General features: G+C 65.7%; 11 protein-coding genes. 6 read left to right on the top strand and 5 right to left on the bottom strand.

Features of this window, described 5'->3' with window-relative positions:
• Window positions 1–56: 56 nt before the first annotated feature.
• A complete protein-coding gene (locus FHW83_RS06255) occupies window positions 57–947 on the bottom strand; it encodes a YicC/YloC family endoribonuclease (RefSeq protein WP_176645594.1) in 891 nt (296 codons plus the stop codon).
• An 88-nt stretch (window positions 948–1,035) separates the two neighbouring features.
• Between FHW83_RS06255 and FHW83_RS06260 the strand changes: the two genes are divergently transcribed.
• From FHW83_RS06260 to hemW, 6 genes are all read left to right on the top strand, one after another.
• Entirely contained in the window at window positions 1,036–2,031 is a 996-nt protein-coding gene (locus tag FHW83_RS06260) for a serine/threonine-protein kinase (RefSeq protein WP_176645471.1), read from the top strand.
• A gap of 18 nt (window positions 2,032–2,049) precedes the next feature.
• The gene (locus tag FHW83_RS06265) at window positions 2,050–2,994 is read left to right on the top strand and encodes a PP2C family serine/threonine-protein phosphatase (RefSeq protein ID WP_176645472.1); all 945 of its coding nucleotides are present in this window, start codon (window positions 2,050–2,052) and stop codon (window positions 2,992–2,994) included.
• Window positions 2,995–3,002: 8 nt separating this feature from the next.
• A complete protein-coding gene (rph, locus tag FHW83_RS06270; protein WP_176645473.1) occupies window positions 3,003–3,737 on the top strand; it encodes a ribonuclease PH in 735 nt (244 codons plus the stop codon).
• A 102-nt stretch (window positions 3,738–3,839) separates the two neighbouring features.
• The gene (locus FHW83_RS06275; RefSeq protein ID WP_373997168.1) at window positions 3,840–4,736 is read left to right on the top strand and encodes a substrate-binding domain-containing protein; all 897 of its coding nucleotides are present in this window, start codon (window positions 3,840–3,842) and stop codon (window positions 4,734–4,736) included.
• Window positions 4,737–4,795: 59 nt separating this feature from the next.
• Window positions 4,796–5,380, top strand: coding sequence for an RdgB/HAM1 family non-canonical purine NTP pyrophosphatase (gene rdgB, locus FHW83_RS06280; RefSeq protein ID WP_176645475.1), 585 nt, complete (start codon window positions 4,796–4,798; stop codon window positions 5,378–5,380).
• Window positions 5,377–6,627: a radical SAM family heme chaperone HemW gene (gene hemW / locus FHW83_RS06285; protein WP_176645476.1), complete on the top strand. Its 1,251-nt coding sequence runs from the start codon at window positions 5,377–5,379 to the stop codon at window positions 6,625–6,627. The genes rdgB and hemW overlap by 4 nt, the downstream gene beginning before the upstream one ends.
• Here hemW and FHW83_RS06290 read toward each other — a convergent pair.
• The 4 genes from FHW83_RS06290 to FHW83_RS06305 form a co-directional block, all read right to left on the bottom strand.
• Entirely contained in the window at window positions 6,624–8,342 is a 1,719-nt protein-coding gene (locus FHW83_RS06290; RefSeq protein ID WP_176645477.1) for a methyl-accepting chemotaxis protein, read from the bottom strand. The genes hemW and FHW83_RS06290 overlap by 4 nt on opposite strands.
• Before the next feature lie 85 nt (window positions 8,343–8,427).
• Complete coding sequence (locus FHW83_RS06295; RefSeq protein WP_176645478.1) at window positions 8,428–9,501, bottom strand: patatin-like phospholipase family protein; 1,074 nt, start codon at window positions 9,499–9,501, stop codon at window positions 8,428–8,430.
• A gap of 150 nt (window positions 9,502–9,651) precedes the next feature.
• Window positions 9,652–11,088 (bottom strand): efflux transporter outer membrane subunit, encoded by a 1,437-nt coding sequence (locus tag FHW83_RS06300; RefSeq protein ID WP_176645479.1) that lies wholly within the window; start codon window positions 11,086–11,088, stop codon window positions 9,652–9,654.
• A complete protein-coding gene (locus FHW83_RS06305) occupies window positions 11,072–14,224 on the bottom strand; it encodes an efflux RND transporter permease subunit (protein ID WP_176645480.1) in 3,153 nt (1,050 codons plus the stop codon). Before FHW83_RS06305 ends, FHW83_RS06300 begins: the two co-directional genes overlap by 17 nt.
• Window positions 14,225–14,235 lie beyond the last annotated feature (11 nt).

Genomic DNA, 14,235 nt, shown 5'->3' on the forward strand with positions numbered 1-14,235 from the left:
TATTCACGTATGTGAATAAACTGGGCGTTAAAAAAGGAGCCGGAGCTCCTTCCCGATTATTCCAGGTTCTGGACCTGCTCGCGCATCTGCTCGATCAGCAGCTTGAGCTCCATCGAGGCGTCCGCCAGTTCCTTGACCGAGGCCTTGGCCCCCAGCGTGTTGGCTTCGCGGTTCAGCTCCTGCATCATGAAGTCCAGGCGCTTGCCGACCTGGCCGCCTTTCTTCAGGATGTGACGGGTCTCGGCCAGGTGCGCCGACAGGCGGCCCAGCTCTTCCGCCACGTCGATGCGGATGCCGTACAGGATCACTTCCTGGCGGATGCGTTCCAGCGCGTCCTGGCGCGACAGCGCCGAGTTCGAGCCCTGGCAGGCCAGGCCCAGCGCGTCCTGCATGCGCTCCACGGCCTTCTGCTGGAACGCCGCCACCACCTGCGGAATCAGCGGCGTGATGCGCTTGACGATGCCTTCCATGGCCTCGATGCGCGACAGCAGCATGGCTTCCAGCGCCGCGCCTTCGCGCTGGCGGCTTTGCACAAAGGCCTCCACGGTGCGCGCGGTGAGGGCGGCCACGTCGGCCTGCAGCGATTCCTGGCCGATCTGCGCTTCCTCGATCACGCCGGGCCAGCGCAGCAGTTCGGCGACTGACATCGTTTGCACGCCGGGGAACAGGCCGCTGACCTCGCCCTGCAGGCGTTGCAACTCGGTTAACAGCGGCAGGTTCAGCGCCTGCGTGCCGGCGCCGGCCGCCTTGCGCCCAAAGCTGAGCCGGAGCTCGACCTTGCCGCGCGTGATGGCGGCCATGATCGCCGAGCGTAAATCGGGTTCAAGGGCGCGCAAATCGTCGTTTATTCGGAACTGCAAGTCCAAAAAGCGTGAATTCACGCTCTTGATCTCGATGGTCAGTGTTCCCGCCGCACTCTCACTGGTGGCGACCGCGTAGCCCGTCATGCTGGAAATGCTCAATGGATATCCCCGATTTTATCTTTACAAAACAGTGATTTATCCACACAATCCGGTTGTCGAGGCGAGGAACCCTATGGCCGCACAGAACAACGCCCCCCTACCAGATGGTCTGGAAATTGCTGGATATCGCATTGTAAAGAAAATTGCGTCCGGTGGGTTCAGTATTGTTTACCTTGCGTACGATAGCGAGGGCGTGGCGGTCGCCATCAAGGAATATTTGCCCAGCTCCCTGGCGCTGCGGCAGGAGGGCGAGCTGGTGCCCGCCGTCTCCAAGGCCAACCTGCCCGTGTTCCGCATTGGCCTCAAGTGTTTTTTCGAGGAAGGCCGGGCGCTGGCGCGCATCTCCCATCCCAACGTGGTCAGCGTGCTGAATTTCTTCCGCGCGCACGAAACGGTGTACATGGTGATGGCCTACGAGTCCGGCCATTCGCTGCAGGAGCACATCCAGCGCCAGCGCGGCAAGGGAGTTAAGGTAGGTGAACTTTTCATCCGCACCATCTTCACCCAGGTGGTGAAAGGCCTGCGCGAAGTCCACGCCAACAAGCTGCTGCACCTCGACCTGAAGCCGGCCAATATCTACCTGCGCACCGATGGCACGCCAATGCTGCTGGACTTCGGCGCCGCGCGCCAGACCGTCAACACCGACATGCCGACGCTGACGCCGATGTACACCCCCGGCTTCGCCCCGCCCGAGCTGTACGCCAAGACCGGCATGGGGCCGTGGACCGATATCTACAGCATCGGCGCCTCCATGTTCGCCTGCATGGTCGGCTCGCCGCCGCAGCCGGCCGACCAGCGCAAGACCGAGGACAAGATGGCCGGGCATTTCGAAAAACTCGAGGGCCAGTATTCGCCCGAGCTGGTGGGGCTGGTGCGCTGGTGTCTGCAGGTCGACCCGCTGGCGCGGCCGCAAAGCCTGTTCGCCCTGCAGAAGGTGCTGCAGGCGGCCACGCCGGCCGTCGCGCCGCCGGCGCCGCCGGCGCAAGGCGTGATGGACAGGCTGCGCGGATTGGTGGGACGGCTGGGCGGCGGCGCGGGCGCCAAGGCCGGCCCGGACACCCTGGTTTGACGCGACAAGGACCGAGCCATGCAATTCTCCGTGTATCAGGAAAGTCATATCGGCGGCCGCAAGGTCAACCAGGACCGCATGGGCTACAGCTTCACGCGCGACGCCTTGCTGCTGGTGCTGGCCGACGGCATGGGCGGCCACGCTGGCGGCGAGATCGCCGCCAGCGTGGCGCTGCAAACCATCTCCACCCTGTTCCAGCAACAGGCGCAGCCCTACGTGAAGAAGCCGCAGCGCTTCCTGGAGGAGGCCCTGCGGACCGCGCACCGCGACATCCACCAGCACCGCCACACGCATCAGCTATCGGAAACCCCGCGCACCACCATCGTCGCCTGCCTGATCCAGCACAACACGGCGACCTGGGCGCATTGCGGCGACTCGCGCCTGTACTGGATGCGCGGCGGTCAGATCCTCGGCCGCACGCGCGACCATTCGCACGTGGAGAACCTGATCGCCAAGGGACTGGCGCTGCCGTCCGAGCGCGCCACCCATCCGGACCGCAACAAGCTGTGGAACTGCCTCGGCGCCGACACGCCGCCGCGCGTGGAAGTGGGCGGCGGCGCCGGCCTGCTGCCGGGCGACGTGATGCTGTTGTGTTCCGACGGTTTGTGGTCTATGCTGCCGGACGATGAACTGGTGCGGCGCCTGCAGGCGCAAACCGTGGTGCGCGCGGTGCCGGACATGCTGCACGCCGCGTTGCGCGCGGCCGGCGACGCCAGCGACAACGTCACGGCGCTGGCCATCATGTGGCAGGGCAGCTCGGTGGCGGACAGCATGGACCCGCTGGCGACCACCGTGATCTCGACCGAAGCGCTGCCGCAGGACCTGCACAGCACCACCATCCGCGACACGCCCTTGCCGGAAGTGGCGCCGTCGGAGGCCGATGCCTTCGATGACGACGAAATCGAAAAAGCCATCGCGGAAATACGCGGCGCCATCGAAAAATCCTCCCAAATTCTCAAATAAGGAACTGTATGACTTCTGTAACCCGTCCAAGCGGCCGCCCGGTCGACGCCCTGCGCACCCTGCGCCTGACCCGCGACTACACCAAGCACGCCGAGGGCTCGGTGCTGATCGAATGCGGCGACACCAAGGTGATTTGCACCGCCAGCATCGAAGAGAAAGTGCCCGGCTTCCTCAAGGGCAAAGGCCAGGGCTGGCTGACCGCCGAATACGGCATGCTGCCGCGCTCCACCCACAGCCGCATGGACCGCGAGGCGGCCAAGGGCAAGCAGTCCGGCCGCACGCAGGAAATCCAGCGCCTGATCGGCCGCTCGCTGCGCGCCGCCTTCGACCTGGAAGCGTTCGGCGAGCGCACCCTGCACCTCGACTGCGACGTGATCCAGGCCGACGGCGGCACCCGCACCGCGTCCATCACCGGCGCCATGGTGGCGGCCTACGACGCGTTCTCCAAGCTGGTGGCGCGCGGCGCGATTCCGGCGATCCCGCTCAAGCACTTCGTGGCGGCGATCTCGGTCGGCGTGTACCAGGGCACGCCGGTGCTGGACCTGGACTACGTGGAGGATTCGGGCTGCGATACCGACATGAACGTGGTGATGACCGACGCCGGCCACTTCATCGAAGTGCAGGGCACGGCCGAAGGTGCCGCCTTCGACCGCGCCGGCATGAACCGCCTGCTCGATCTGGCGCAGGCCGGCATCGCGGACCTGATCAAGCTGCAGAAGCAGACCCTGGGCCTGCCCGGCTGATCGCCCGCGGCCGGCCGCGTTGAGCCGGGCCGGAAAAGGGCATACAATCGGAACACTATGAAAAAATGGATGACGCTCCCGCTGGTGTGCATCATGTTTTTGATGTGTCCAGTGTCTGCCCGGGACCTGAATATCGTCTTCATTCCGAAGTCCCACGACCAGGACTTCTGGCTCTTCATGCGGCAAGGCGTCGACAAGGCGATGCAGGAGGAAGGCCAGATCAAGCTGACCTGGCGCGGCCCCGCCTACAACGACGACATCGACTCGCAGATCCAGATCGTGCAGATCTACGCCAAGCCCGAGGTCGACGCCATCATCATCGCCGCCACCGACCGCGCGCGCCTGGTCGAGCCGATCAGGCAGGCGGCGGCGCAGGGCGTCAAGGTGGTGGCGGTGGACTCCGCGCTGGACGGCAACGCCCACACCAACTTCGTCACCACCGACAATTACGCCGCCGGGCGACTGGCGGCCGAACGCCTGGCCGGGCTGTTGAAACGGCAGGGCAGTGTGGCGCTGGTGCGCACGGTGCCCGGCAGCGGCTCGACCGAGGACCGCGCCAGCGGCTTCGTCGATTATCTCAGGAAGAACGCGCCGCAGATCGCCATCGTCGCCGACGAATATGCCGGCGGCACACGCGGCAAGGTGGCCCGCAACGTGGCCGCGTTGCTGGCCAGGTTCCCCCAGGTTGACGCGCTGTTCGCGGTCAATGAGTCGACCGGCGACGGCGTGCTGCGGGCGTTGCGGCAGACCGGCCTGGCGGGCCAGAAAAAATTCGTCTGTTTCGACACCACGGAATTCCTGCTGGACGGCTTACGCAAGGACGAGATCCACGGGCTGGTGGTGCAGAATCCGCGCCAGATGGGCTACCTGTCGGTGAAAGCGGCCGTGGCGGCGGTCAAGGGGACGCCCATCAAGAACCCGACGATCCTGACCGACGCCGTCATGGTCACCCGCGACAACTACCAGAAGCCCGAGATCCGGGCGCTGTTAATCCCCTAGCGGCAGCGGCAGGCGCAAACGGTTTACAATGTCGGCTTCATTTGACGTAGCTGAACATCATGACCCAACGCCTGATCCTCGCCTCCAACAACAAGGGCAAACTGAAGGAATTCAACGAACTGCTGGCCACCGTGGGCTTTTCGGTCCACGCGCAGGGCGAATACAACGTGCCCGAAGCGGATGAACCTTTTCACACGTTTGTCGAAAATGCACTGCAAAAGGCGCGCCACGCCGCGCGCCTGACCGGCCTGCCGGCGCTGGCGGACGATTCCGGCGTGTGCGTGAATGCGCTGGGCGGCGCGCCCGGCGTGTGCTCTGCGCGCTTCGCCGGCGAGCCGAAATCGGACGCGCGCAACAACGAAAAGATGATCGCCGAACTGGCCAAACATGAAGACAAGTCGGCGTACTACTACTGCGTGCTGGTGTTCGTGCGCCACGCCGACGATCCGCAGCCCATCATCGCCGACGGCCGCTGGAACGGCGTGATGGTCGATACGCCGCGCGGCGAGGGTGGCTTTGGCTACGATCCCTACTTCTTCATTCCATCGCTGGGCAAATGCGTGGCCGAGCTGGCGCCCGAGCAGAAGAACGCCTTGTCGCACCGCGGCCAGGCCTTGCGCGCATTGGTAGAGAAACTGAAATGATCCCGATTAAAATCGTCGGCGCCAGCACCAAGCCAGCGGTCGACATCAGCGAGACCGCGGGCGTCGCGGCCAAGTACCTGCAGGGCGGGGCGCTCAACCTGACGGCGCTGCCGCCGCTGTCGCTGTACATCCACTTCCCGTGGTGCGTGCGCAAGTGCCCTTACTGCGATTTCAACTCGCACGAGGCCAGGGAGGGCGGCGCCTTCCCGGAACAGGAATACCTGGACGCCGTGCGCACCGACCTGGAGATGGCGCTGCCATTGATCTGGGGCCGCAAGATCTACACCATCTTCATCGGCGGCGGCACGCCCAGCCTGATGTCGGCGGCGGGGCTGGATCGCCTGCTGTCCGACGTGCGCACCCTGCTGCCGCTGGACAGCGACTGCGAGATCACGATGGAAGCCAATCCGGGCACCTTCGAGGCGGAGAAATTCAAGTCGTACCGCGCCAGCGGCGTCAATCGCCTGTCGATCGGCATCCAGAGCTTCAATGAGCGCCACCTGAAGGCGCTGGGCCGCATCCACGACGACAACGAAGCGAAACGCGCGGTGGAAATCGCCCTGGCCAACTTCGACAACTTCAACCTGGACCTGATGTACGCGCTGCCGTCGCAAACGCTGGACGAGGCGCGCCGGGATGTGGAAACGGCGATGGCGTTCAATCCGCCGCACCTGTCGCTCTACCATCTGACGATGGAGCCGAACACGCTGTTCGCGAAGTATCCGCCAGCGCTGCCGGACGACGACACCAGCGCAGACATGCAGGACATGATTGCGGAGCTGACCGCCGCCAACGGCTACCGGCAGTACGAAATCTCGGCCTACGCGAAGGAAGGCCATCGCGCGCGGCATAACCTGAACTACTGGGAGTTTGGCGACTACCTGGGCATCGGCGCGGGGGCGCATTCCAAGCTGTCGTTCCCGCACCGCATACTGCGGCAGGCGCGCTACAAGCAGCCGAAGGCCTACATGGAGCAGGTGAGGCAGGGCGCGCCGGTGCAGGAGGAGTACGAGATCCAACGCGAGGACATGGGCTTTGAATTCATGCTCAACACCCTGCGCCTGCATGACGGCTTCGATCCCAACCTGTTCAGCGAGCGCACCGGCCTGAGTATCAACGCCATCGAGAAGCAACTCAACGCGGCGGAGGCCAAGGGGCTGCTCTACCGCGACTACAAGATCATCAAGCCGACCGCGTTAGGCCAGCGCTTCCTCAATGACCTGCAAGAGATGTTCCTGAAGGGTTAAAACTCTTCCCACTCCTTGTCGCCGCCGACGGTGGCCGGCTTGGGCGCAGGGTTCTTGCTGGCGCTGGACAGCTTGGGCGCGGGCCTTGCAGGCGCAGGGGCGGGGCGCGCCGCCTGCAGCATGGCGCGCGCCGGTGGCGCCGGCAGCGCGCCATGCAAGCCATCGTGTCCCAGCTTGAACGACGACGCCACCTCGGCCAGGCGCGCCGCCTGCTCCTGCATGCTGGCCGCCGCGGCCGCCGCCTGTTCCACCAGCGCCGCGTTCTGCTGCGTCACGCTGTCCATCTGGCCGATGGCGGTGTTGACCTGATCGATGCCGATGCTCTGCTCACTGCTGGCCGAGGTGATCTCGCCCATGATGTCGGTCACGCGGCGCACGCTGGCCACAACGTCGCCCATGGTGCTGCCGGCTTGCTGCACCAGCTTCGAACCGACATCGACCTGCTCGACCGAATTGCCGATCAACTCCTTGATCTCCTTGGCGGCGGCAGCGGAGCGCTGCGCCAAATTGCGCACCTCGGACGCCACCACCGCGAAACCGCGGCCCTGCTCACCGGCGCGCGCGGCTTCGACCGCCGCGTTCAGCGCCAGGATATTGGTCTGGAACGCGATACCGTCGATCACACTGATAATGTCGTAAATCTTGCGCGACGAATCGTTGATCGAGCCCATGGTATCGACCACCTGGCCGACGATGGCGCCGCCTTTCTCCGCCACCTCGGAGGCGGCTTGCGCCAGCTGGTTGGCCTGCCGGGCGTTCTCCGCGTTCTGGCGCACGGTGGAAGTCAGCTCCTCCATCGAGGACGCGGTCTCCTCGAGCGAACTGGCTTGCTCCTCGGTGCGCTGCGACAGATCCATATTCCCCGACGCGATCTCGTTGGAGGCGGTGGCGATGGTGTTGGTGCCGATCTGCACCTGGCTGACCACCGTGCGCAGCGAATCGTTCATGCCGCGCAGGGCCGTCATCAACTCGCCGATTTCATCCTTGTTATGCTGCGATGAGAACTGCGTGGTCAGATCGCCGTTGGCCACGGTGGCGGCGATATCCACCGCCGACTGCAGCGGCACCGTGATCGAGCGCGAAATAATCCAGGCGGCCACCGAGCCTATGCCCACCATCAGCACCGCCAGGATCATCAACAGCATATTGCTGCGGTCATTGGCGGCGTCGATGGCGTGGGCGGTATCGTCGATGGCCTTGCGCTGGAACGCCAGCAGCTCATTCACCTTGCCCTGGTAAGCCTTGGCGGCCGGGATGAAGGTGCCCTTGAACATGGCGTCGACGGCGGCATCGTCGCCGGTCTTGCGGATGTTGCCGACATCGCTCTTGGCCTTCTGGTACACATTGCGCAAGGTGGCCACGCTGTCGAACAGCGCGCGTTCCTCGTCGGTGGTGATGAGCTCCTTGACCTGCGCCATCAACTCGGCGCCGCGCTTGCTGCTGGCGGCGATCACGTCGGCGAACACGGTGGGGAGGGTTTCGTCCTTGCTGCGCGCGATCAGCTCCGTGCGCGCGACGGCGGAATACAGCAGCACGTACCAGTCGGACACCAGGCGCTCCTTGGCCAGCGGCTTCTCCATCATGGTGCGCGTGGCCTGCGCGTTGGCGCGGGCGTTCACCAGCGCGACCGAGGTGGCGACAATCGCCAGCAGCAGCACCACGGCGAAGCCGATAGCGAGACGGGTACCGATGCGCATCTGCGACAGAACGTTCATGATCTTTGACTCCCTCAAGCGTGCGGGGTTCAAGTATGCGCCAGCCGCGCCGGATTGCGGGCGTTCTGTTGCTTTTTGGGAACAGTCAAAAACCGGCGGCCTGCTTCAGGTCCGGTTTTTCGCACCAGCGGGCGAAGGCTTCGGCCATGCGCTCGCTCTCGCCGATGGCGTGCAGCCAATCGCGCGTGCGGTGCTCGTGGTTCTGGCCGTAGACCTTGAAATCCTTACGGTCCGGCAGCTTGGCGTTGGGCAGCTTGCGGACGAAATCGGCGGAGGGCGAGACCAGGATCATGTTGTCCAGTGAGTGATCGCGGGCCCGGCGCCACGGCATCGACTTATCGAGCCAGCCGGGCACGATGTAATCGCTGAAGTGCGGGTACAGCACCAGGCCCGGATCGCGCTGGTAGGGCAGGTGCAGGTGATAGTCGATCAAGCCGCCGTCCCAGTAGGCGCCGTCGGGGGCGCCGGCGATATGGGTGACCGCCTCCAGCACCAGCGGGATCGAACCGGAGGCCAGCAGCGCGTCGCGCAGATTGTCCGGCGAGAGGGCGACGAAGTGGGCGGCGAAGGCGTCGAAATCATCGCGCAGCCAGCGGGCGTCGTCGCGCTGGCTGTGGAAGATCACGCGCTCCATGGAGGTGGCGAGGCGCTTGCGCGACATGGCGTTGCCGGCGGCGGCCAGCAGGAAGCCGGTCATCTCGCGCCAGCGCGCGCCGTTGGTGCCGGCCAGCGCGCCGATGCCGCGGACGGTGAGGATGGAGACATGGTGCTCGGGATGATCGATGGCCTCGTGGCCGCGGCCATCGAGCAGCTCATCGAGCAGGGCGCGGCAGGTTTGCGAGACGTAGGCGGGCGTCACCTTGTCGGGATAGCGCTGGCTCGCGTACAGACGCGCCAGGCGCTTGTGCGCCGCGACCGGATCGTGAAACGCCGAAGCGGCCACGCGCCAGGCGCCGATGGACGCGCCGATGAGCCGCCGCTGGCGCGACGCGTGTTTGAAAAACTCGCCAAACATCCAGCAATCGAGGCCGTGCAGGATCAGGCCCTTGGGCCCGCCGGCGGCGGCAGGGACGATAGCGATATCAGCGGCCTGCAGGCCCTCGGCGGCAATGCGTTGCCGGGCGCGCTGGCCCAAGCGAATGGTAATTGGAGAAGTCATAAGAATCCAAAATTCGGGGTCAGCTCTGACATTCGGACAGCTAGCGCTAACCTTTGATCTATATCAGTACGCGAAAATGCTCGAATTTACGTATTGATACAGATTAAACAACTGCTTCGAGTGTCCGAATGTCAGAGCTGACCCCGAATTTTACTTGAGGCCGCCGCCGAGGGCGCGGTAGAGGTCGATGGCGGTGGTGGTGCGCAGCAGGCGCGCCTGCACTAGCGTCTGCTGTGCGCTGAAGAGCTCGCGCTGGGCGTCCAGCACGTCCAGCGAGCTGGCCACGCCGTTGTCGAAGCGTAGCTGCAGCAGCTTGAGGCGGTCCGCCTGCGCTTCCTGTACGGCGCGCTGCGCGTTCACCTGCTCGCCCAGGTAGTCGCGCGCGGCCAGCGCGTCCGCCACTTCGCGGAACGCGGTCTGGATGGTTTTCTCGTAGTCGGTGACGGCGAGGTTTTTGCGCACCTCTGCCAGCGTCAGGTTGGCGCTGTTGCGGCCGGCGTCGAAGATCGGCAGCGTCAGTTGCGGCGCAAACGACCAGCTGCCGGAGCCGCTGTCGAACAACCCATGCAGCGATGGACTGCTGCTGCCCACCGCCGCCGTCAGGCTGATGCGCGGGAAGAAGGCCGCGCGCGCCGCGCCGATGTTGGCGTTGGCCGCTTTCAGGCGCTGCTCCGCGGCGCGGATGTCGGGACGGCGCGTCAGCAGGTCGGACGGCAGGCCCTCCGGCAGGGCGCTCAGGGCGTCGATCTGCGCGTCGCCTGGCATGGCGCCCGCCGCCGTCGACGCGGGCGGTTGGCCGACCAGCAGCGTCAACGCGTTCTCGGCCTGCGCCCGCTGGCGTGCCAGCGTGAGCGCGGCGGCGCGCGCGGTTTCCATCAGCGTTTCGTTAGAACGCAGGTCCAGGCGCGAGGAGGCGCCGACTTCGGCGCGCTGCTGCGTGAGTTTGTAGGTGCGCGCGCGCGCCTCGTACGTCTGCTGCGCCAGCGCGTACTGCTCGGCGTAGGCGCGCTCGGTGTAGTAGGCCTGCGCCACTTGCGCCACCAGCGCGATCTGCGCCGCCAGCCGCGCTTCTTCGGTGGCGAGGTAGCTCGCCAGCGCGGCGTCGTTCAGGCTTTTCACGCGGCCGAAGAAGTCCAGCTCGAACGAGGACACCGAGACGCCAACGTCGTAACGCTCCCCGATGGTTGAACGCCCGGTCTGCGACAGGAATGCCGGCGTCTTGGCGCGCGTGTCGGCAACGTTGGCGTTCACGTTCGGCAGGCGGTCGGCCGACTGCACGTTGTACAGTGCCCGTGCTTCTTCGATGCGCAGCACCGCCGCGCGCAGGTCGCGGTTGTTTTCCAGCGCGGCGCCGATCAAGGCCTGTAAGCGCGGATCGGTGAAGTATTCGCGCCAGCCGGTATCGACCGCGCCGCGCACGTCGGCGCGCAAGGGCACCGCGACGCTGGTGCGCGAGGCGGCGCCTGCGCTGTCGGACGGGAAGGCCGCCGCCACCGGCGCTGCGGGGCGCTCGTACTTCGGCGCCAGCGAACAGGCCGACAGCAGCAGGACGCTGGCCAAAGCGGCAGGCTTAGTCATAGGTTTCATGGTTTTTATCATTCAGTTCGTGTGCGGCCAGCTTGCGCTGACGTTCGCTGCCCTTGAAGATGCGGCGTATCACCACAAAGAACACCGGCACCAGGAACACCGCCAGCACGGTCGCGGTGATCATCCCGCCCATCACGCCGGTGCCGATGGCGCGCTGGCTGGCCGATCCCGCGCCGGTGGCGATCACCAGCGGCAGCACGCCGAGGATGAACGCCAGCGAGGTCATGATGATGGGACGGAAGCGCAGGTGCACCGCTTCCAGCGTCGCCTCGATCAGCCCTTTGCCCTGCGCCTGCAGGTCTTTCGCGAACTCGATGATCAGGATCGCGTTCTTGGCCGACAGGCCGATGATCGCTATCAGGCCGACCTTGAAGTAGACGTCATTCGGCAGCGCGCGCAAATGCGCGCCAAGCAGTGCGCCCAGCACGCCCAGCGGCACCACCAGCAGCACCGCGATCGGGATCGATTCGCTTTCGTACAGCGCGGCCAGTACCAGGAAGGCCGCCAGCAGCGACAGGGCGAACAGCATCGGCGCCTGCGAGCCGGAGGTCTTTTCTTCCAGCGACTGGCCGGTCCATTCGATGCCGAAGCCCGGCGGCAGCTGCTCCGCCAGCCGCTCCAGCTCCGCCATGGCCTCGCCGGTGGAGCGGCCAGGCGCCGCGTCGCCGGTCAGTTTGATGGCCGGATAGCCGTTGTAGCGCACCAGCTGCACCGGCCCCTGTATCCAGCGCGAGGTGGCGAACGAGGAGAACGGCACCATGGTGCCGCTGGCGCTGCGCACGTTGAGCTGCATGATGTCTTGCGGCTGCAGGCGGCGCGGCGCGTCGGCCTGCACGATCACGCGCTGCTGACGTCCGCTGCTGGTGAAGTCGTTGACGTAGGAGGAGCCCAGCGCGGTGGACATCATGGAGTTGATGTCGGCGAATGCCACGCCCAGCGCGTTGGCCTTCTCGCGGTCGATTTCCACCCGCAGTTGCGGCGCGTCTTCCAGCCCTTCCGGACGCACGCCCTTCAGGGTGGCGCTCTTGCCCGCCAGTTCCAGCAGCTGGTTGCGCGCCGCGACCAGCGCGTCGTGACCCTGCGCGCTGCGGTCCTGCAGGCGCGCGGTGATGCCGGTGGCGTTGCCCAGTTCTCGGATCGGCGGAGGGCTGAGCGGGAAGATGATCGCGTCCGGTATGCTGGACAGCGCGCCAAACGCGCGCTGCGCGATCGCCTGCGCCGAATCTTCCGGCCCGCGTTCCTTCCAGTCCTTCAGCGGCACGAAGATCAGGCCCGCGTTCTGGCCATTACCGGAGAACGAGAAGCCCGCCACCGCGATGGTGCGCGCCACGGCGGGCTGTTTGCGGAAGTAGGCATCGGCCTGCGCCAGCACCGCCTGCGTGCGCGATTGCGAGGCGCCCGGCGGCAACTGCACGTTGGCGATCAGGTAGCCCTGATCCTCGTTCGGCAGGAAGGACGAAGGCAGTTTGACGTACAGCCAGCCCACCACGCCGCACAGCAGCGCGAAGATCACCAGATAGCGGCCGGTGCGCTTGAGCATGCGCGCGATCACGCCCTGGTAGCCGGTCGCCGTCACCGCGAACTTGCGGTTGAACCAGCCGAAGAAGCCTTTCTTCTCATGATGATGGCCGGCTTCCACCGGCTTGAGCATGGTGGCGCACAGGGCCGGCGTCAGGGTCAGCGCCATCAGCGCGGAGAACAGCATGGCCGACACCATCGCCAGCGAGAATTGGCGGTAGATCGCGCCCACCGCGCCGCCGAAGAAGGCCATCGGGATGAACACCGCCACCAGCACCAGCGTGATGCCGATGATGGCGCCGGTGATCTGGCTCATGGCCTTGCGCGTGGCGTCGCGCGGCGACAGGCCTTCCTCGCTCATGATGCGCTCGACGTTTTCCACCACCACGATGGCGTCGTCGACCAGGATGCCGATCGCCAGCACCATGCCGAACATGGTCAGCACGTTGATGGAGAAGCCGAACAGCTGCATCGCCGCGAAAGTGCCCATCAGGGCCACTGGCACCACGATGGTCGGGATCAGCGTGTAGCGGATGTTCTGCAGGAACAGGTACATCACCAGGAACACCAGCACCACCGCTTCCAGCAGGGTCTTGACCACTTCCTCGATCGAGATCTTGACGAACAGCGAGGTGTCGTAGGGGATGGTGTACTTCACGCCGGGCGGGAAGTATTTCGCCAGTTCGTCCATCTTCTCGTGGACGGCGGTGGCGGTTTGCAGCGCGTTGCCGGTCAGTGACAGCTGCACGGCGATCGCGGCGAATGGCTGGCCGTTCAGGCGCGCGCTGGTGTTGAAATTGGCGCCGCCCATTTCGATGCGCGCCACGTCCTTCAGCCGCACCAGCGAGCCATTCGGATTGGCGCGCAGCACGATGTTGGCGAATTCGGTGGTGGAGGTCAGCTGGCCGGTCACCATGATCGGCGCCGAGAAGGTTTGCTGCGCGGGGCTGGGCAGGTCGCCCAGCGTGCCGGAGGTGACCTGCGCGTTCTGGGCGCGGATCGCCGCCGTCACGTCGGCCATGTTGAGTTTCAGGCCGATCAGCTTTTGCGGATCAACCCAGATGCGCATGGCGCGCTCGGTGCCGAACAACTGGGCCTGGCCGACGCCGGGGATGCGTTTGATTTCGTTGACCACGTTGCGCGCCATGTAGTCGCCCAGGCCGGTCGGGTCGAGACGGCCGTCGGTGGAGGTCAGGCCGACGAACATCAGGATGTTGGTGCGCGCCTTGTTCACCTGCACGCCTTGCTGGGTCACGGCGGCGGGCAGGCGCGATTCGATCCGCTTGATGCGGTTCTGCACATCCACCGCCGCAAGGTCCGGATTGGTGCCGGGGACGAAGGTGACGGTGATGGTCACCGCGCCACTGGCCTCGCTTTGCGATTCCACGTATTGCAGGCCGTCGGCGCCGTTCATCTCCTGCTCGATCACGCTGGTGACGGCGTCGTCCAGCACCTGCGCGGTGGCGCCGGGGTAGTTGGCCGACACCACGATGGCGGGCGGCGCGATGGTCGGGTATTGCGATACCGGCAGCACGGTGATCGCCAGCATCCCGCCCAGCAGGATGAACAGGGCGATCACCCATGCGAACACCGGGCGGTCGATAAAGAACTTGGCCATGTGCGCTCCCG

Source organism: Duganella sp. SG902 (assembly GCF_013376005.1).
Lineage (GTDB): Bacteria > Pseudomonadota > Gammaproteobacteria > Burkholderiales > Burkholderiaceae_D > Rugamonas.